The 19,628-nt window shown below is 66.7% G+C and carries 7 protein-coding genes and 1 pseudogene; 4 read left to right on the plus strand and 4 right to left on the minus strand.

All coding sequences use genetic code 11. The features are described 5' to 3' along the window. Positions 1-50: 50 nt before the first annotated feature. A complete protein-coding gene (locus tag ACIQYU_RS08045; RefSeq protein ID WP_207830038.1) occupies positions 51-1,064 on the plus strand; it encodes a GNAT family N-acetyltransferase in 1,014 nt (337 codons plus the stop codon). Positions 1,065-1,179: 115 nt separating this feature from the next. Here the strand turns inward: ACIQYU_RS08045 and ACIQYU_RS08050 are convergent, their stop codons facing one another. Next, on the minus strand, positions 1,180-1,710 hold the full coding sequence (locus ACIQYU_RS08050; RefSeq protein ID WP_207830039.1) for an RNA polymerase factor sigma-70: 531 nt from the start codon (positions 1,708-1,710) through the stop codon (positions 1,180-1,182). A gap of 370 nt (positions 1,711-2,080) precedes the next feature. Between ACIQYU_RS08050 and ACIQYU_RS08055 the strand changes: the two genes are divergently transcribed. Continuing rightward, positions 2,081-15,034, plus strand: a complete 12,954-nt coding sequence (locus tag ACIQYU_RS08055; protein WP_402798891.1) for a non-ribosomal peptide synthetase — start codon at positions 2,081-2,083, stop codon at positions 15,032-15,034. Between the two features lie 286 nt (positions 15,035-15,320). Here ACIQYU_RS08055 and dsbG read toward each other — a convergent pair whose 3' ends face one another. The 3 genes from dsbG to dsbD are packed head-to-tail and all read right to left on the minus strand — an operon-like array spanning position 15,321 to position 18,632. Then, positions 15,321-16,079 carry a thiol:disulfide interchange protein DsbG gene (gene dsbG / locus ACIQYU_RS08060; protein WP_207830044.1) on the minus strand — a complete coding sequence of 253 codons (759 nt, stop codon included), beginning with the start codon at positions 16,077-16,079 and terminating at the stop codon, positions 15,321-15,323. A gap of 1 nt (position 16,080) precedes the next feature. After that, positions 16,081-16,917: a TlpA disulfide reductase family protein gene (locus ACIQYU_RS08065; protein WP_207830046.1), complete on the minus strand. Its 837-nt coding sequence runs from the start codon at positions 16,915-16,917 to the stop codon at positions 16,081-16,083. Next, positions 16,917-18,632, minus strand: coding sequence for a protein-disulfide reductase DsbD (gene dsbD, locus ACIQYU_RS08070; protein WP_207830048.1), 1,716 nt, complete (start codon positions 18,630-18,632; stop codon positions 16,917-16,919). The genes ACIQYU_RS08065 and dsbD overlap by 1 nt, the downstream gene beginning before the upstream one ends. 217 nt (positions 18,633-18,849) lie before the next feature. Here dsbD and ACIQYU_RS08075 point away from each other — a divergent pair. Further along, a pseudogene (locus ACIQYU_RS08075) lies at positions 18,850-18,990 on the plus strand (XdhC family protein); the annotation flags it as partial. Between the two features lie 23 nt (positions 18,991-19,013). Further along, positions 19,014-19,583, plus strand: a complete 570-nt coding sequence (locus tag ACIQYU_RS08080) for an NTP transferase domain-containing protein (protein WP_402798898.1) — start codon at positions 19,014-19,016, stop codon at positions 19,581-19,583. Positions 19,584-19,628 lie beyond the last annotated feature (45 nt).

A 19,628-nucleotide genomic window follows, 5' to 3' on the forward strand; every position in this document is an offset into this window, starting at 1 on the left:
GGCAACGTTCTCAGCAGTGAGCCTTTTCTTCATTGCCGTGAGTCAAGCCCATGCCGTTCGATGCCGCTTCGCAGCCCCTGTCAGTACCACGCTGGCGCAGCCTCAGTGCCGAGGAGGGCGACAGCTGGCTGAGCCTGTCCCTCGAAGGCCGCCCGCTGATCCAGTTGCGCCTGGAGGCGGGCGCTACCCTGCACCTTCACCTTGAGCGCCTGTGCCCCGAGCGCCCCTATCAGGCCTTGTGGGCCGCCTGTTATTGGCTGCTGTCCCGCGATCCGGCCTGTCAGCGCCTGGCCTGGCACCTACCCGAGGCGTTGCCCCAGGCATTGACCAGTGGCCTGCTGCTAGCCGGTGAGCAGCCAGGCCAGTACCTGTGCGAGCGAGCGCTGTTCTGGCAGCTGCCGCAGCCGTGGCTGGGCGAGTCGGCCACCGTGGCATACCCGCAGCAGATGCAGATCAGCAACGGCAAGCGCCACCCACGCCGCACGCCCAAGCCCCGTGGCGAGGTTTACCGGCGCTTCGATGCGCGCCTGGGCAGTTGGGTGTCGCTGCGGACCTTGGAGATCGAGCATGACCTGGAGCGCTTCAACCGCTGGCAGAACAACCCACGGGTGGAGGCGTTCTGGCAGGAGGGTGGCACCCTTGCGCAGCATCGCGAGTACCTGGGCAAGCTCGAGGCCGACCCGCATACCCTGACGCTGATCGGCTGCTTCGATGACCAGCCGTTTGCCTACTTCGAGGCGTACTGGGCCAAGGAAGACCGCATTGCGCCGTTCTACCCGGCCGATGACTACGACCGTGGCATCCACATGCTGGTAGGGGAGGAGAGCCACCGCGGGCCGCACAAGGTGGCCAGTTGGCTATCGGCGCTGGTGCACTACCTGTTCCTGGATGACCCACGCACCCAGCGGGTGGTGGCCGAGCCGCGTGCCGACAACGGCAAGATGATCGGCTACATGCACGACCAGTGCTTCCATTGCGACAAGGAGTTCGACTTCCCGCACAAGCGTGCGGCGTTGATGATTCTGGGGCGGGAACGGTTTTTCGACCGCTGCAAACTGGCTTGATATCGAGGTGGCTTCTTCGCGGGCACGTCCGCTCCCACAGGTCCCCCTCAGTCTTTGAGGTCTGTGCTTATCCTGTGGGAGCGGGCGTGCCCGCGAAGAAGCGAACTCTGCTTGATCAGGCCTGCCGACTGGCCGTCTTGCGGCAATGTACCAGCGCATCGCGGATCATGAAGTTGACCAGCGTCGGCGACACGCCCAGCTCCTTGGCAATGTCTTTTTGCGGCACGCCATGCAGGCGGTACATCTCGAAGGCATAGCGGGTGCGCTGAGGCAGTTCGTTCAGCGCCTCGGCAATGTCATCCAGTGCGGCGAGGTTGATGTGGGTGGCTTCGGGGGAGGCGTTTTGCACGACCACGTTCAGGCCTTCCTCCTCGCTGCCGGAGTACTTCAACTCCATGGCCTGCTTGCGGTAGTGGTCGATGGCCAGGTTGCGCACGATCTGGAACAGGTAGCTCAGCTGCGCCTTGAACGACGAGGTGATGTGCGGAGCGGCGCCGAGCCGGAAAAAGGCGTCCTGCACCACATCTTCGGCGCGCGAGCGGCAGCCGGTGATGCGGGCGGCAATCTTGACCAGGATGCTGCGGTTGTCGACGAAGGCCTGCAGTAATGGTGAATCGCACTTACTTGTGGATAGTTGTTCCGCCATGGAAATCACCTTGTCACAGAGGGGAAAGGACGCACCCAAAGTTGGGAAGCTTCCTACGACGGGCGACAAGCTATTCAGAATGATAATAATTGTCAAATGCGAAATGTAATTAGTTTCATGTGATTTCGGTTCTAAGGCGTGAGGTTTGCTGGGTGCATGGCAGGGCGTTTTCAGCGCCTGTGAGATCGAGCGCCGCACCACCCAAGGCATACCCCCAGCAGCCCAAATGCAGCCCCCAAACCCTTTCATACGCTAATTTATCCCCCCGCCCATCCGTTCCCCTGTGTACACCCCAGGCCGCCACACGCCGCCGCGCCCACGTTCGCGCAGCAGCCGGCCCGACCCAACCAGACACTGGCAGGAACACCCCATGACGGACGCCTTCGAACTCCCGCTCTCGCTGGTACAGGCCCTGGCGCAACGCGCCGCGCAGAGCCCGGACAAAGTCGCCTTGCGCTTTCTGGCCGACGCGCCCGGCGAGCAGGCCGTGCTCAGCTATCGGGACCTCGACCAGCGTGCGCGCACCATCGCCGCTGCCTTGCAGGCCCGGGCCGGCTTCGGCGACCGTGCAGTGCTGCTGTTCCCCAGCGGGCCAGACTACGTGGCGGCGTTCTTCGGCTGTCTGTATGCCGGTGTGATTGCAGTGCCGGCCTACCCGCCGGAGTCCGCGCGCCAGCACCACCAGCAGCGCTTGTTGTCGATCATCGACGACGCCGAGCCGCGCCTGCTGCTGACCGTTGCGGCGCTGCACGGCAGCCTGCAGGGCCTGGAGGCCCTGGCGGCGCCCAACGCTCCCGAACTGCTGGCAGTGGATAGCCTGGACCCGGCGTTGGCTGCGAACTGGCGCGAGCCCGCACTCAAGGGTGATGACATCGCCTTCCTGCAGTACACCTCAGGCTCCACCGCATTGCCCAAAGGCGTGCAGGTCAGCCATGGCAACCTGGTGGCCAACGAACAACTGATCCGCCAGGGCTTTGGCATCGACCTCAATCCTGATGACGTGATCGTCAGCTGGCTGCCGCTGTACCACGACATGGGCCTGATCGGCGGCCTGTTGCAGCCGATCTTCAGCGGCGTACCCTGCGTACTGATGTCGCCGGGCTACTTCCTGGCCCGGCCGCTGCGCTGGTTGCAGGCCATCAGTGAATACGGCGGTACCATCAGCGGCGGCCCCGACTTCGCCTACCGGCTGTGCAGCGAGCGGGTCAGCGAAGCCTCGCTGGCCGGGCTCGACCTCAGCCGTTGGCGGGTGGCCTATTCCGGCTCCGAGCCGATCCGCCAGGACAGCCTGGCGACCTTCGCCGACAAGTTTCAGGCCTGCGGCTTCGACTCACAGAGCTTCTTCGCCAGCTACGGCCTGGCCGAGGCGACCCTGTTCGTCAGCGGCAGCCGCCGTGGCCAGGGCATCGCCGCATTGGAGCTGGACGCCGAAGCCTTCGCCGCCAACCGTGCGGAACCTGGCAAGGGCAGTGTACTGATGAGCTGTGGCTACCCGCAGCCCGGGCATGCCGTGCGCATTGTCGAACCACAACGCCTGCAGGTGCTGGGCGACAACCAGGTGGGCGAGATCTGGGCCGGCGGCCCGAGCATCGCCCTGGGCTACTGGCGCAACCCAGAGGCCAGCGCCCGCACCTTCGTCGAGATGGACGGCCAGACCTGGCTGCGTACCGGTGACCTGGGTTTCATGCGCGAAGGCGAAGTGTTCGTCACCGGGCGCCTGAAAGACATGCTGATCGTGCGTGGGCAGAACCTGTACCCGCAGGACCTGGAAAAAACCCTCGAGCGCGAAGTGGATGTGCTGCGCAAAGGCCGGGTGGCGGTGTTCGCCGTTGAGCAGCAAGGCGAGGAGGGCATCGGCGTGGCGGTGGAAGTCAGCCGCAACGTGCAGAAGGCGATCAAACCCCAGGACCTGATCAAGACCCTGCGCCAGGTGATCGCCGACGCCTGCCGCCAGGCCCCGGCCGTGGTCCTGTTGCTGAACCCGGGCGCGCTGCCCAAGACCTCCAGCGGCAAGCTGCAGCGTTCGGCCTGCCGCTTGCGCATGGACGATGGCAGCCTGGACTGCTATGCCCGCTTCCCTGAAGTGGGCGAGCCCGTTGCCACGGGGGCAGCCGGCGATGAACTACAGGCACGCATCGCCGCTGTGTGGCGCGACATCCTCAAGGTCGAGGCGGTGGCAGCAGACGACCATTTCCTGCTGCTGGGCGGCAACTCCATCGCCGCCACCCACGCCACCGCACGCCTGGCCGATGAACTGGGCATCAACCTGGGCCTGCGCACCCTGTTCGAGGCGCCGGTACTGGCTGATTACGCCAAGGCCGTGGCCGCGATCATCGCCGAAGGCGGTGGCCGGGTCGGGGCCATCGCCACCCTGGAGCGCACCCAGGCGCTGCCCCAGTCGCTGGCGCAAAACCGCCTGTGGCTGCTATGGCAGTTGGACCCGCAGTCGGCCGCCTATAACATTCCGGCCGGCCTGCAGTTGCGCGGTGAGCTGGACGAAAGTGCCCTGGAAGCGGCCTTCAAGGCGCTGGTGGCGCGCCACGAATCACTGCGTACCCTGTTTGCCGAAGAGAACGGCCAGGCCCTGCAGCGCATCCTGCCGCAACAGGCGTTCAACCTTCGCCGCCTGGACCTCGAAGGCCAGGCCGCCGAACAGGTCGCCGCCCAGCGGGAAACCGAGGCCCGCCAGCCGTTCGACCTGACCCATGGGCCATTGCTGCGGGTGACCCTGGCGCGCCTTGACGATGAACACCATCAGCTATGGGTGACCCTGCACCATATCGTCGCCGATGGCTGGTCGCTGAACATCCTGCTCGACGAATTCGCCAAACTGTACGCCGCCCGTTGCCAAGGCCTTGAGGCCAACCTGGCAGCGCTGACCCTGGGTTACGCCGACTACGGCACCTGGCAGCGACAGTGGCTGGCCGCAGGCGAAGCCGGGCGTCAGTTGCAGTACTGGCAGGTGCGCCTGGGAGATGAACTACCGGTGCTCGACCTGTGCACCGACCATCCACGCGCCAGCCAGCGCGACCACCGTGCCGCCCGCTTCAGCCTCAAGGTACCGGCCAGGCTCACCGAGGCGCTCAAGGGCCTGGCCCGCGAACAGCAGGCCAGCCTGTTCATGGTCCTGCTGGCCGGCTGGCAGGCGCTACTGCACCGCTACAGTGGCCAGGCCGATATCCGCGTCGGCGTGCCCAACGCCAACCGCCCGCGCCTGGAAACCCAAGGTATGGTCGGCTTCTTCATCAATACCCAGGTGCTGCGCGCGCAACTCGATGGCCGCCTGCCGTTCGATCAGTTACTGGCCCAGGTGCGCCAGGCCACCCTGGACGCCCAAGCCAACCAGGACCTGCCGTTCGAGCAACTGGTCGACGCCTTGCCCGAGGCACGCGAGCAAGGCCTGTTCCAGGTCATGTTCAACCACCAGCAACGTGACCTGTCTGCCCTGCGCCGCCTGCCGGGCCTGCTGGCCGAAGAACTGCCGTGGCACAGTCGCGAAGCCAAGTTCGACTTGCAGTTGCACAGTGAGGAAGACCACCAGGGCCGCCTGAGCCTGGCTTTCGACTATGCCGCAGAACTGTTCGACGCCAGCACCGTCCAGCGTCTGGCCCAGCACCTGCTGGCCCTGCTGGAGCAGGTGTGCGCCGAGCCGCAGCGGGCGCTGGGCGAGGTGCAATTGCTCGACGAGCCTGGCCGCGCGCAACTGCTGAGCTGGGGCCAGGCACCGGTAGCGGCACCGCAGCGTCTGCTGGTCGAGCAGCTCAATGAACAGGCACGCCTGACCCCGCAGCGCACCGCCCTGGTGTGGGACGGTGGCAGCCTGGAGTACGCCGAGCTGCACCAGCAAGCCAACCGCCTGGCCCACTACCTGCGTGACAAAGGCGTCGGCCCCGACACCTGCGTGGCCATCGCCGTAGAGCGTTCGCCGCAGCTGCTGGTCGGCCTGCTGGGCATTCTCAAGGCCGGTGGCGCCTATGTGCCGCTGGACGTCGATTACCCGGCCGAGCGCCTGGCCTACATGCTCGGCGACTGCAACGCTGGCCTGCTGCTGAGCCACAGCAGCCTGCTGGGCAGGCTGCCACAGGTCGAGGGCGTCAGCGCCATTGCCCTCGACCAGTTGCACCTGGACAGCTGGCCTACCCATGCGCCTGGCCTGCACCTGCATGGCGACAACCTGGCCTACGTGATCTATACCTCCGGCACCACTGGCCAGCCAAAAGGCGTGGGCAATACCCATGCAGCACTGGCCGAGCGCCTGCAGTGGATGCAGGCCAGCTATGCGCTGGACGACAGTGACGTGCTGATGCAGAAGGCGCCGATCAGCTTCGACGTTTCGGTGTGGGAATGCTTCTGGCCGCTGGTGACCGGTTGCAAGCTGGTGCTTGCCGGCCCCGGCGAGCACCGTGACCCGCAGCGCATCGCCGCGTTGGTGCAAACCCATGGCGTGACCACGCTGCACTTCGTGCCGCCGCTGTTGCAGGTATTCATCCAGGAGCCGCAGGCGGGTGCCTGCAGCAGCCTGCGCCGGCTGTTCTCCGGTGGTGAAGCGCTGTCCGTCGCGCTGCGTGACCGGGTGCTACAGGCGCTGCCACAGGTGCAACTGCACAACCGCTATGGCCCGACCGAAACCGCCATCAACGTCACCCACTGGCATTGCCAGGCTAGCGATGGCGAGCACTCGCCGATCGGCCGCCCGCTGGGCAATGTGCTGTGCCGCGTGCTGGACGACGAGCTGGAACTGACGGCCCCTGGTGTACCGGGCGAGCTGTACCTTGGCGGTGCAGGCCTGGCCCGTGGCTACCTGGGCCGCCCGGGCCTCACCGCCGAGCGCTTCGTGCCCCGGGCCGACGGCCATGGCGAACGCCTGTACCGCAGTGGCGACCGCGCCCGCTGGCAGGTGCAGACCGAGGCGCTGGAGTACCTTGGCCGCCTCGACCAGCAGGTCAAGGTGCGTGGCTTCCGGGTCGAGCCCGAGGAAGTCCAGGCCTGCCTGCTGGCGCAAGCGGGGGTCGAACAGGCGCTGGTGCTGATCCACAAGGATGCCGTCGGCGCACAACTGGTCGGCTACTACACCGGCAGCGCCCAGCCTGATGCATTGCTGACGGTGCTGGCTGAACAACTACCGGCTTACATGGTGCCGGCACAACTCATCCCGCTGGCGCAGATGCCGCTGGGCCCCAGCGGCAAGGTCGATCGCAAGGCATTGCCGGCCCCGGTGTGGCAGCAGCGTGCGCACGTCGAGCCACAAACCGAGCTGCAGCAGCAGGTTGCCGCCATCTGGCGAGAGGTGCTGAACCTGCCGTGCATCGGCCTGCAGGATGACTTCTTCGCCCTCGGCGGCCATTCGCTGCTGGCCACTCAAATTGTTTCGCGCACGCGTCAGGCCTGCGATGTCGAGCTACCGCTCAAGGCCCTGTTCGACGCCAGCGAGCTGGGCGCCTTCTGTGCCGAGATCGCGCGTGTCCGCGCTGCCGGTGAGCACAACCTGCAAGGCGCAATCGCCCGTGTCGACCGCCGTCAGGCGGTGCCGCTGTCGTATTCGCAGCAGCGCATGTGGTTCCTCTGGCAAATGGAGCCGGACAGCCCGGCGTACAACGTCGGCGGCATGGCACGCCTGCGCGGCGCCCTGCATGTGGATGCCTTCGAGCGTGCGCTGCAGGCGCTGGTGGTGCGCCACGAAACCCTGCGCACCACCTTCCCCGGCATCGATGGCGTGCCGTACCAGTGCGTGGCCGAAGACAGCAGCCTGCACCTCGACTGGCAGGACTTCAGCGCCTTGCCCGCCGATGCCCGCCAACAACGCCTGCAACAACTGGCCGACGACCAGGCGCACCAGCCGTTCGATCTGGAGCGCGGCCCGCTGCTGCGCGCATGCCTGGTCAAAGCCGAAGAGCGTGAGCACTTCTTCGTACTGACCCTGCACCACATCGTCACCGAAGGCTGGGCCATGGACATCTTCGCCCGCGAACTGGGCGAGCTGTACGAGGCCTTCGTCGATGACCGCGAATCGCCGCTGGCGCCGCTGCCGGTGCAGTACCTGGACTACAGCGTTTGGCAACGGCAATGGCTGGAGAGCGGCGAGGGCGCCCGCCAGCTGGCCTACTGGAAGGATCGCCTGGGCGACGAACACCCGGTGCTGGCGTTGCCTGCCGACCGCCCGCGCCCGGCCGTACAGAGCCACCGTGGCGAGCTGTACCGTTTCGAGCTCGACCCGGCGCTGGTTGCCCGCGTACATGCCTTCAACAGCCAGCGTGGCCTGACCCTGTTCATGACCATGGCAGCCACCCTGGCCGCCTTGTTGCACCGCTACAGCGGCCAGCGTGACCTGCGCATTGGCGCGCCGGTGGCCAACCGCATCCGCCCGGAAAGCGAAGGGCTGATCGGCGCGTTCCTCAACACCCAGGTGCTGCGTTGCGAGCTGGACGGCCAGATGACCGCCGCACAGTTGCTGGAGCAGATGCGCCAGGTTGCCATCGAAGGCCAGTCGCACCAGGACCTGCCGTTCGACCAGTTGGTGGAAGCCCTGCAGCCACCGCGCAGCAGTGCCTACAACCCGCTGTTCCAGGTGATGTGCAACGTGCAGCGCTGGGCCTTCCAGCAAAGCCGCCAGCTTGCTGGCATGCAGGTGGATTACCTGGTCAACGACGCCAGCGCCACCAAGTTCGACCTGTACCTGGAGGTGACCGACCTCGACGGCCGCCTGGGTTGCTGCCTGACCTACAGCCGTGACCTGTTCGACGAACCACGCATTGCACGCATGGCCGAGCACTGGCAGCAACTGCTGGCCGGCCTGCTCGACAACCCGCAGCAGCGCCTGTGTGAGCTGCCGATGCTGAGTAGCGCCGAGCAGCAGGTGCTGGCGGGCCAGTTGCAGGGCGAGCAGGACCTCGACCTCGGCCAGACCCTGCACGGCCTGTTCGCCGCCCAGGCTGCGCGCACGCCGCATGCAGGTGCGTTGACCTTCGCCGGCCAGCACATGACCTATGCCGAACTCGACCAGCAGGCCAACCGCCTGGCCCGCGCCCTGCGCGAGCGCGGCGTCGGCCCGCAGGTGCGCGTGGGCCTGGCGCTGGAGCGCTCGCTGGAAATGGTCGTCGGCCTGCTGGCCATCCTCAAGGCCGGTGGCGCCTACGTGCCGCTCGACCCCGAGTACCCGCTCGACCGCCTGCGCTACATGATTGAAGACAGCCGCATCGGCCTGCTGCTGAGCCAGCGCGCGCTGCTGCAAACCCTGGGCGAGCTGCCCGAAGGCGTGACGCGCTGGAGCCTGGAGGACGACAGCGCCAGCCTGTCGGCCTACAGCGATGCGCCGCTGGACAACCTCAACCTGCCGCAGCACCAGGCCTACCTGATCTACACCTCCGGCTCCACCGGCAAGCCCAAGGGCGTGGTAGTCAGCCACGGCGAGTTCGCCATGCATTGCCAGGCGGTGATCGCGGCGTTCGGTATGCGCAGCGATGACTGCGAACTGCACTTCTATTCGATCAATTTCGATGCCGCCAGCGAACGCCTGTGGGTGCCGCTGCTGTGTGGCGCCCGCGTGGTGTTGCGTGCCCAGGGGCAGTGGGGTGCCGAAGACATTTGTCAGCTGGTGCACGAGCAGCAGGTGAGCATCCTCGGCTTCACGCCCAGCTACGGTAGCCAGTTGGCGCAGTACCTGGCCGGGCAGGGCGAGCAGTTGCCCGTGCGCCTGGTGATTACCGGTGGTGAAGCGCTGACCGGCGAACACCTGCAGCGCATCCGCCAGGCCTTCGCGCCGCAGCAGTTCTTCAACGCCTACGGGCCGACCGAAACCGTGGTCATGCCGCTGGCCTGCCTGGCACCACAGACACTGCCAGCGGAGCTTGGCAGCGTACCGATCGGCCGCGTCATCGGTAGCCGCACGGCCTACATCCTTGACGAGGACCTTGCCCTGTTGCCACAAGGCGGTATTGGCGAGCTGTATGTCGGCGGTGCCGGCCTGGCCCAGGGGTACCACGACCGCCCGGGCCTCAGCGCCGAGCGCTTCGTCGCCGACCCGTTCAGCAGCGAAGGCGGGCGCCTGTACCGCACCGGTGACCTGGTGCGCCTGGGCAGCGATGGCCTGGTCGAGTACGTCGGCCGCGCCGACCAGCAGGTGAAGATTCGCGGTTTCCGCATCGAACTGGGCGAGATCGAAAGCCGCCTGCAGGCGCATGCCGATATCGACGAGGCCGTGGTGCTGGCCCTCGACCTGCCGGGCGGCAAGCAGTTGGTGGGCTACCTGGTGTGCAAGCAGGCCGCTGCCGACAGCGAGACCCAGGGCCTGCTGCGCGACGCGGTGAAGGCCGATGCCCGCCAGCATCTGCCGGACTACATGGTGCCAGCGCACCTGGTGCTGCTCGACAGCCTGCCGCTGATGGGCAACGGCAAGCTCGACCGCCGTGCGCTGCCGCTGCCGGACCTGGAGCAGGCTCGCCAGCAGTACCAGGCGCCCGGCAGCCCGGTAGAAGCGCAATTGGCGCAGATCTGGTGCGACGTGCTCAACGTTGCCCGGGTTGGCGTGCAGGACAACTTCTTCGAGCTGGGCGGCGACTCGATCCTGTCGATCCAGGTGGTCAGCCGGGCCCGTCAGGCCGGTTTGCAGTTCACCCCGCGCGACCTGTTCCAGCATCAGACCATCCAGACCCTGGCGGCCATCGTTCGGCACAGCGAAGCCGCCAGCAGCATCGAACAGGGCCAGCGCCAGGGCCAGACCGGCCTCACGCCGATCCAGCACTGGTTCTTCGACAGTGAAGTGCCACAGCCGCAGCACTGGAACCAGGCCGTTCTGCTGGAGGCGCGCGAGCCGCTGGATGAAGGGGTACTGGAGCACGCCTTGGCCGCCCTGGTGCAGCACCACGACAGCCTGCGTCTGCGCTTCAGCCAGGCCCAGGGCCGTTGGCAGGCCGAATATGCCCAGCCTGGCACCGGGCAATTGCTATGGACAGCCACGGTTGCCGACTTCGCCGATTGCCAACCGCTGTATACCGACCTGCAACGCAGCCTCGACCTGCAGCAGGGCCCACTGTTGCGCGCCTTGCTGGTAAAGGACGGGCAGGGCAGCCAGCGCCTGTTGCTGGCGATCCATCACCTGGTGGTCGATGGCGTGTCGTGGCGCGTGCTGCTGGAAGACCTGCAGGCGCTGTACCGTGGCCAGCCGCTGGCGGCCAAGACCCATGCCATGGGCGACTGGGCCGCACGCCTGGCCAGCTATGCCGGCAGCGATTCGCTGCGCGACGAGCTGGGCTGGTGGCAAGGCCAGTTGGGCAGCGTGCGCCGCGAACTGCCATGCGATCACCCGCAGGGCGGCAACCTGCACCGTCACGCCCGTACCCTGGCCATCGGCCTGGATGTGGTGCAGACCCGGCAGTTGCTGCAACAGGCCCCGGCGGCCTATCACACCCAGGTCAATGACCTGCTGCTGACCGCGCTGGCACGTGCCCTGTGCCGCTGGAGCGGCGACGAAGAAGTGTTGGTACAGCTTGAAGGCCATGGCCGCGACGGGCTGTTCGAAGACATGGACCTGACCCGCAGCGTCGGTTGGTTCACCAACGCTTATCCACTGAGCCTGCGCCCGCTGCCAGGCGAGGACGACGCGGCGCGGGCCGGTTCGATCAAGCGCATCAAGGAGCAGCTGCGCCAGGTGCCGCACAAAGGGCTGGGTTACGGTGTGTTGCGCTACCTGGCGGATGAGGCCGGGCGTGAGCAGATGGCGGCCTTGCCGCAGGCGCGTATCACTTTCAACTACCTGGGCCAGTTCGACCAGCAGTTCGACAGCTCTGCTCTGTTCCAGCCAATGGACGCCCCGGCCGGCCTGGCCCACGACCTCGATGCACCGCTGCCCAACTGGCTGAGTGTCGATGGCCAGGTGTATGGCGGTGCCCTGCAACTGCGTTGGACCTTCAGCACCGAGCGCTATGACGAGCGGACCATCGCCCGCCTGGCCGAGGCTTATCGCCAGGAGCTGCTGGCACTGGTCGAGCATTGCCTGGCGGATGGCAACGGCAGCTTCACGCCGTCGGACTTCCCGCTGGCACACCTGACCCAGGCGCAGATCGACGCGCTGCCGGTACCGGCTGCGCAGATCGAGGACGTCTACCCGCTGACGCCGATGCAGGAGGGCATGCTGTTGCACACCCTGCTGGAGCCGGGCACCGGCCTCTATTACATGCAGGACCGCTACCGCATCAACAGCGCGCTCGACCCCGAGCGCTTCGCCCAGGCCTGGCAGGCGGTAGTGGCGCGCCACGAAGCGCTACGTGCATCGTTCAGCTGGAATACCGGCGAGGCGATGCTGCAGATCATCCACAAGCCGGGCAACACACCGGTGGACTACCAGGACTGGCGCGGCCTCGATGACGACGCCCAGGAGCAGCGCCTGCAGGCCTTGCACAAGCAGGAACGCGAGGCGGGTTTCGCCCTGCTCAGCGAGGCGCCGTTCCACCTGCGCCTGGTGCGTGTGGCCGACGAGCGCTACTGGTTCATGATGAGCAACCACCACATCCTCATCGATGCCTGGTGCCGCTCGTTGTTGATGAACGACTTCTTCGAGGTCTACCAGGCCCTTGGCGAAGGCCGTCAGGCCCAGCTGCCGGTGCCGCCGCGCTACCGCGACTACATCGGCTGGCTGCAACGCCAGGGCCTGGACGACGCGCGCGCCTGGTGGCAGGCCAACCTGGCCGGCTTCGAACGCGCCACCACCCTCCCCAGCGACCGCCCGCTGCGCCACGACCATGCCGGTAGCGGCATGATCGTCGGTGACTGCTACACCCGCCTGGCGGTAAGCGACGGCGTGCGCCTGCGCGAACTGGCCCAGGCCCACCAGCTCACCGTCAACACCTTTGCCCAGGCGGCCTGGGCCCTGGTGCTGGCGCGCTACAGCGGCGACCGCGACGTGATCTTTGGCGTGACCGTGGCCGGGCGCCCGGTGAGCATGCCGCAGATGCAGCGTACCGTCGGCCTGTTCATCAACAGCATTGCCTTGCGCGTGCAGTTGCCGGTGGCGGGTGAGCGCTGCAGTGTGCGCCAGTGGTTGCAAGGCCTGCTGGAGCGCAACATGGAGCTGCGCGAGTACGAATACCTGCCGCTGGTGGCGATCCAGGAATGCAGCGAGCTGCCCAAGGGTCAGCCGCTGTTCGACAGCCTGTTCGTGTTCGAGAACGCGCCGGTGGAAACCACCGTGCTCGACCACGCCCAGCACCTGAATGCCAGTTCCGACTCGGGCCGTACCCATACCAACTTCCCGCTGACAGCAGTGTGCTACCCGGGCGATGACCTCGGCCTGCACCTGTCGTTCGACCAGCGTTACTTCGACTACCCGACCGTCGAGCGCCTGCTGGCCGAGTTCAAGCGCCTGCTGCTGGCGCTGGTGCAGGGTTTTGAAGGGGAGGTGGGTGAACTGCCGTTGCTTGGCACCGAAGAACAGCGCTTCCTGCTGGAAGACTGCAACCGTACCGAACGGTCTTATCCGCTGGAGCAGAGCTACATCGCGCAGTTCGAAGCACAAGTGGCCGCGCATCCGCAGCGTACTGTGGCCCGTTGCCTGGAAGCCTCCTATGACTACGCCGGGCTGAACCTGGCGGCCAACCGCCTGGGCCATGCCCTGGTGGCTTCCGGGGTCCGCGTGGATCAGCCGGTGGCATTGCTGGCCGAACGCGGGTTGCCGTTGCTGGGCATGATCGTTGGCAGCTTCAAGGCTGGCGCTGGCTACCTGCCGCTGGACCCTGGCCTGCCGGCAGCGCGCCTGCAAAGCATCATCCAGCTCAGCGGCACGCCGGTGCTGGTGTGCAGTGCAGCCTGTGCTGAGCAAGGGCAGCTGTTGCTGGATGAGCTGGAGCTGGCGACACGGCCGCAGCTGCTGGTTTGGGAAGACATCCAGGCCAGTGCCGTTGCCAGCCACAACCCAGGCATCCACAGCGGGCCGGATAACCTCGCTTATGTGATCTACACCTCAGGCTCCACCGGCCTGCCGAAGGGGGTGATGGTCGAGCAGCGCGGCATGCTCAACAACCAGCTGAGCAAGGTGCCGTACCTGGCGCTCAGCGAGCAGGACGTGGTCGCCCAGACGGCCTCGCAGAGCTTCGACATTTCCGTGTGGCAGTTCCTTGCCGCGCCGTTGTTCGGCGCCAAAGTGGAGATTGTGCCGAACGCCATCGCCCATGACCCGCAGGGCCTGCTGACGCATGTGCAGGCTACCGGCATCACCGTACTGGAAAGTGTGCCGTCGCTGATCCAGGGCATGCTGGCCAACGACCATCAGGCGCTCGACGGGTTGCGCTGGATGCTGCCGACCGGCGAAGCCATGCCACCGGAGCTGGCAGCGCAGTGGCTGCAGCGTTACCCGCAGATCGGCCTGGTCAACGCCTATGGCCCGGCGGAGTGCTCCGATGACGTGGCGTTCTTCCGCGTCGATGCCGCCTCGACCCGTGGCAGCTACCTGCCGATCGGCACGCCGACCGACAACAACCGCCTGTACCTGTTCGGCGAGGACCAGACGCTGGTGCCGCTGGGGGCGGTGGGTGAGCTGTGCGTGGCTGGCACCGGCGTGGGCCGTGGCTATGTCGGCGACCCGATGCGTACGGCGCTGGCATTCATCCCCCATCCTCATGGTGCGCCAGGCGAACGCCTGTACCGCACCGGCGACCTGGCGCGGCAGCGTCCGGACGGGGTGCTGGAGTATGTCGGGCGCATCGACCACCAGGTAAAGATTCGCGGCTACCGCATCGAACTGGGCGAGATCGAAGCCCGTCTGCACGAGCAGGCGGAAATCCGCGATGCTGCCGTTGGCGTGCAAGAGGGCGTCAATGGCAAGCACCTGGTGGGCTACCTGGTGGCGCATCAGGGCATTGCAGCCGATGCTGCGTTGCTGGAGCAGCTCAAGCAGCGCCTGCGTGCCGAGTTGCCGGAGTACATGGTGCCGCTGCACTGGGGCTGGTTCGACAGCCTGCCGCACAACGCCAACGGCAAGCTCGACCGCAAGGCCCTGCCGGCCATCGACATCGGTGGCCAGCACAGCCAGGCCTACCAGGCGCCGCGTAACGAGCTGGAGGAGGTGTTGGCCGGTATCTGGGCCGATGTGCTGAAGGCCGAGCGGGTAGGGGTGCACGACAACTTCTTCGAGTTGGGCGGGCATTCGCTGCTGGCCACGCAGATCGCCTCGCGGGTGCAGAAGGAGTTACAACTGAACGTGCCGCTACGGGCGATGTTCGAGTGCAGCACGGTAGAGGAGCTGGCTGAATATGTGCAGGGGCTGCAGGGCAGTGCGCTGGATGACGACAAAGTCGACCGGCTCAGTGACCTGATGGCCGAGCTGGAGGGGTTGTAGGGTTAGGGTTTCGCCTTGAGTTTTGCGGGGCGGCGGAAATCGAGCGCCGCCCGCGCGGCGCATCGCGAGCAAGCTCGCTCCTACATTTGTTTCGGGCCAGTAACGCCTGTGCCAACGCGCCCGACCGCCTTGTTTGTTCGGCACAATAGCGTGATGGACGCCAAGGGACCGCGCGCCTCTGCCTCAGGAATTATTGGCCCGAAACAAATGTAGGAGCGAGCTTGCTCGCGATGCGCCGCGCGGGCGGCGCTCGATCTACGCCTCACCGCAAAACCCCCGACATGCGCTACCGCTTGCCGAGAATCTTCCCAAGCAACTCCGGCCGTGGTGCGCCTTGCTGGCTCTGCAGGTTGCCCTGGTCATCCTGATAGAAAATCGCCGGGGTCGCCTGCAAGCCCATTTCTTCCATCAGCGCCATGTTCGCCGCCAGCTTCTGCTGCACCGCCTCTGGCACCTGCTCCAGTGCCTTCAACTTGCTGGCCTTGCCTGCTTTTTCATGCTCGTGCAGTGCCTGGGCCGGGTCTTTCGCCGCCAGCAGCGCCGCCGACTTGCCTGGGCTGTCCTCGCGGATGATGCCGACCATGATATGGCGCAACTGCACCTTGCCCGACTCCACCCACGGCCGCGCCTGTTCCCAGAACATGTTGCAGTACGGGCAGTTGGGGTCGCTGAACAGGTACACCTTGCGCGGTGCATCGTCCTTGCCGTCGGCGATCCAGGCGGTTTTCTCCATCTTCGCCCAGATTTCCTTGCTCATCGGCGCATACACCAGCTTTTTCAGCGGCTCGGCACTGAGGTCCTTGCCCTGTTCGTCGAACAGGCTGCCGACCAGTACATGCTTGCCGTCAGGGGTGAGGTACAGGGCCAGGCCGTTATTCTGGTACTCGGCGGCATACCCGCGCAGGCCGTTGGGGGCGTCGAAGCTGCCTTTGATCACGGCGCCCTTGGCTTGCAGTTGTTGAATCGCCTTGGGCAACTCTTCGGCCCGCAGGCTGGGGGCAGCCAGCAGGGCCAGGGACAGGGGCAGCAGTGCAGTCAGTCGCATGTCAGTTTCCTTGTGCGGCAGGGGCGGGCACGGTGGCCCGGTCGAAAGGCTCCAGGGCGTGGCGCAGGCTGGCCCGGGACAGCTCGCCGAGGTGGCTGCCGACCAGCCGCCCGTCGGCGTCGTAGAACAGGGTGGTGGGCAGGGCCATGGAGCCGACGCGCTGGGCCAGCAGGCCGGTACCGTCGAACAGCACGTGGGTCAGGCTCAGGCCGGTGGTGGCGAGGAAGGTGCTGACGTTTTCCGGGGTTTCGCCCTGGTTGACGAACAGGAAGGTCACGTGCGGGTAAGCGCTTTGCGCCTGTTGCAGCACCGGCATTTCGCGTCGGCACGGTGGGCACCAGGTGGCCCAGATGTTGATGACCAGCGGCTTGCCGCGGTAGCTGTGCAACGCTACGGATTGGCCGCTGGCGTTGCGCAGGCTCAGTTCCGGCAGTTCGGTGCCCTTGCTGTACAAATGGCCGCCGAGGCTGGCCAGGCCCCAGAACAGCGCCCCGCTGAACAGCGCCCAGCCCAGCGGGCGGCGCAGGCCCGGGTGGCGCCAGCCCTGCCAAAGGGCGCCGAGCACGATGCCGGCCAGGCCCGACCAGAACAGGAAGCCGCCATCACGGATATCGATGATCTGCAGCGGGTCGTCCTGGTACATCGGCCAGTAGGCCAGCACGAAGCCGGCACGTGCGCACAGCAGGCCGACCAGGAACAGGTTGAACAGTGCCGATTCCGGGCTCTCGCCGCCACGCCGGGCGACCCACCAGCCGACCACGCTGGCGATCACCAGGGCGGTGAGCATCAGCAGGTGGTTGAGGGCCATGGTCAGCGGCCCGAGGGTTACGGTCAGCATCAGCCTTGGCTCCTGGTCTGGGTCCAGTGTTGCAGGAAGGCGGCCGCATCCACTTCACCGGTGATGCGCCGCGCACGGCGTTCGTCGCCTTCCGGGCCGACCCAGATGATGCTGGGCGGGCCGGGTACCTGGTAACGCTGCAGCAGGGCCTGGCTGGCCGGGGTGTCGGCGGTCACGTCCAGGCGCAGCAGGTGCACGCCGGCCAGGCCGGCCTGCACGTCGCTGCGGGCGAACACCTGTTTTTCCATGACCTTGCACGACACGCACCAATCGGCATAGTAGTCGAGCATCACCCACTGGCCACGGGCCTTGGCCGCATCCAGTTCGCGTTGCAGGTCTTCGGGGCGGCTGACGGTGACGAAGGCGTCCTCGGCGTGCTGGCCGGCGGCCGGCGCAGCAGCGCCACCGGCGAACGGGCGCAGCGGCTGCCAGAGGTCGTCGCCACCGGCCGCAGCACCCACCAGCAGCAGGCCACCCCACAGGGCACCCAGCAGCGGCACTGCGCGCAACGCCGGCAACCGCTGCAGGGCCGGCCAGGCAGCCCAGGCCAGGGCGATCAGCAAGGCGCCGCTCAGGGCCAGCAGCAAGGCCGCGGGCAGCAGGCCGCGTACGGTGTACAGCGCCATGCCCAGGAACACGAAGCCGAACACGCCCTTGACCCGGTTCATCCAGGCGCCCGGGCGTGGCAGGTAGCGGTTGCCCAGGGTCACCAGCAACAGCAGCGGCACGCCCATGCCCAGGCCGAGGCTGAACAGCACCAGCGCCCCCTGCAGCACGTCGCCGCTCTGGGCGATGTACAGCAACGCGCCGGCCAACGGCGCGGTCATGCATGGGCCCATGAGCAGGCCGGACAGCGCGCCCAGCAGCGCCGCGCCATACAGGTTGCCGCCACGGGTGCCTTGCCCGGCGCGGTCGAGGCGGTCACGCACAGCGGCGGGCAGTTGCAGTTCGAAGGCGCCGAACATCGGCAGGGCCAGCAGCACGAACAGCCCCGCCAGGCTGCCCAGCAGCCAGGGTTGCTGCAGCCAGGCCTGCAGGCTGGCGCCCAGCAGCGCGGCAACCACGCCCAGGGCGGCATACACCAGGGCCATGCTCAGTACATAGACCCCAGCCAGTACCCAGCCGCGCCGGGCACTGGCGCCATTGCCCAGTACCAGCCCGGCGAGGATCGGCAGCATCGGCAGCGTGCAGGGGGTAAAGGCCAGCAACAGGCCCAGGCCGAAGAACGCCAGCAGGCTCCAGGCCAGGTGGCCTTGTTGCAGGTCGCTGGCCAGGGCCTGGTCAGAGGCTTGTTCGGCCGCTGGCGCCACACTGCCGCCCAGGTCGATCAGCGTGGTTTGCGGCGGGTAGCACAGGCCGGCGTCGGCACAGCCCTGCCAGCCCAGGCGCAGCTGACCCTGGGCATTGGCCGGGAGCAGCAGTTCGAGCTGGTCGCGGTACACCGCACTGTCACCGAAGAATTCGTCGTGGTGGTTGAGGGCGGTTGGCAGTTGCGGGTGCTGTTCGGCAGGCAGGCCGTCGAACTTCAGGCGCTTCTGATACAGGTAGTAGCCTGGCTGGATCTGGAAGAACAGGCGCATCTGGCCATCGGCCTGGCGGTCGTGGGTCAGCACGAAGGCCTGGTTGACCGGCAGGAATGCCGGTTTGACATCGAACGGGTTGGCCTGCAGCGGGCCGGCCAGCAGCAGTGTCAGGAAGAGCAGGAGGACGCGCATGTCTTCGCCTTGGCAGTACGTTGAAAGGGGTCATGCTGGCTTGGGTCGATTAACCCAAGGTTAACCCTTTCCTGTGGATGCAAATTCCTGCAGCCCGCACTGGCGCCGAGCCTGCTTGCAGGTGACTGACAGGTTCAACTGCCTGCGCCAGGCCTGGAGTGGATTGCCCGGCGACCTGGGCGTACAGTAGTTCGTCGAACTGAAGGCGGAGTAAAGCGTGCAGCATCTCGATCTCCAGGTGATCCGCCAGGCGTTGCAGTATGCGTGCGACCGCCAGCGGGTGTGGCTGTGCACGGTACTCGCCACCTATGGCTCGGCACCCCGTGCGCCGGGCTCGCTGCTGTTGGTGAACGCCAGCGCCGACACCGCGGTGGTGGCGCTGTGAGTGTGGTCGCGCTGGTGCTGGCGGCAGGCCGCGGCACGCGTTTCGGTTCCGACAAACGCCGGGCGGCCCTGGCCGATGGCCGCTGCCTGCTGGCACATAGCGTGGCGCGGGCGCGGGCAGTATTCGATGATGTACGCGTAGTGCTGCGCGAAGGGGAGCGGGGCGAGGATTTCGGGCTCTCAGCTGATTGCCGGGTTGTCGTGAGCCCTGGTGCGGCGTCGGGGATGGGGCATAGTCTGGCTGCCGGGGCTGGGGCGTTAGTCGACAGCAAGGCGCAGGCGGTGGCGATTTTGCTGGGTGATATGCCTTGGATCGAACCGGCCACTTTGCGGCAGTTGGCGGAAGCCGCCAGCGCTTCGAAAATCGTGTTTCCACGTCATGCCGGGCAGCACGGACACCCGGTGATTTTCGGGCGCGATTTCTGGCCGGCGCTGGGGCAACTGGCCGGGGATGAAGGGGCGCGTGCGGTGGTGCGGGCGCAGCGGGATTGTTGCGTGGTGGTTGAAGTGGAGGATGCCGGGGTTCTGCTGGATGTAGATACGCCGCAGGGGTTGATTCAGGCCTGATGTGCTCACTGCAAGCGTCAAGGTGAACACCCCTTCACGCCACAA

Origin of the sequence: Pseudomonas sp. NPDC096925, from assembly GCF_044762545.1 — a bacterium.
Lineage (GTDB): Bacteria > Pseudomonadota > Gammaproteobacteria > Pseudomonadales > Pseudomonadaceae > Aquipseudomonas.

Coding starts and splice junctions, on each gene's coding strand:
- ACIQYU_RS08045 (WP_207830038.1), top strand. CDS start 51: ATGCCGTTCGATGCCGCTTCGCAGCCCCTGTCAGTACCACGCTGGCGC.
- ACIQYU_RS08050 (WP_207830039.1), bottom strand. CDS start 1,710: ATGGCGGAACAACTATCCACAAGTAAGTGCGATTCACCATTACTGCAG.
- ACIQYU_RS08055 (WP_402798891.1), top strand. CDS start 2,081: ATGACGGACGCCTTCGAACTCCCGCTCTCGCTGGTACAGGCCCTGGCG.
- dsbG (WP_207830044.1), bottom strand. CDS start 16,079: ATGCGACTGACTGCACTGCTGCCCCTGTCCCTGGCCCTGCTGGCTGCC.
- ACIQYU_RS08065 (WP_207830046.1), bottom strand. CDS start 16,917: ATGCTGACCGTAACCCTCGGGCCGCTGACCATGGCCCTCAACCACCTG.
- dsbD (WP_207830048.1), bottom strand. CDS start 18,632: ATGCGCGTCCTCCTGCTCTTCCTGACACTGCTGCTGGCCGGCCCGCTG.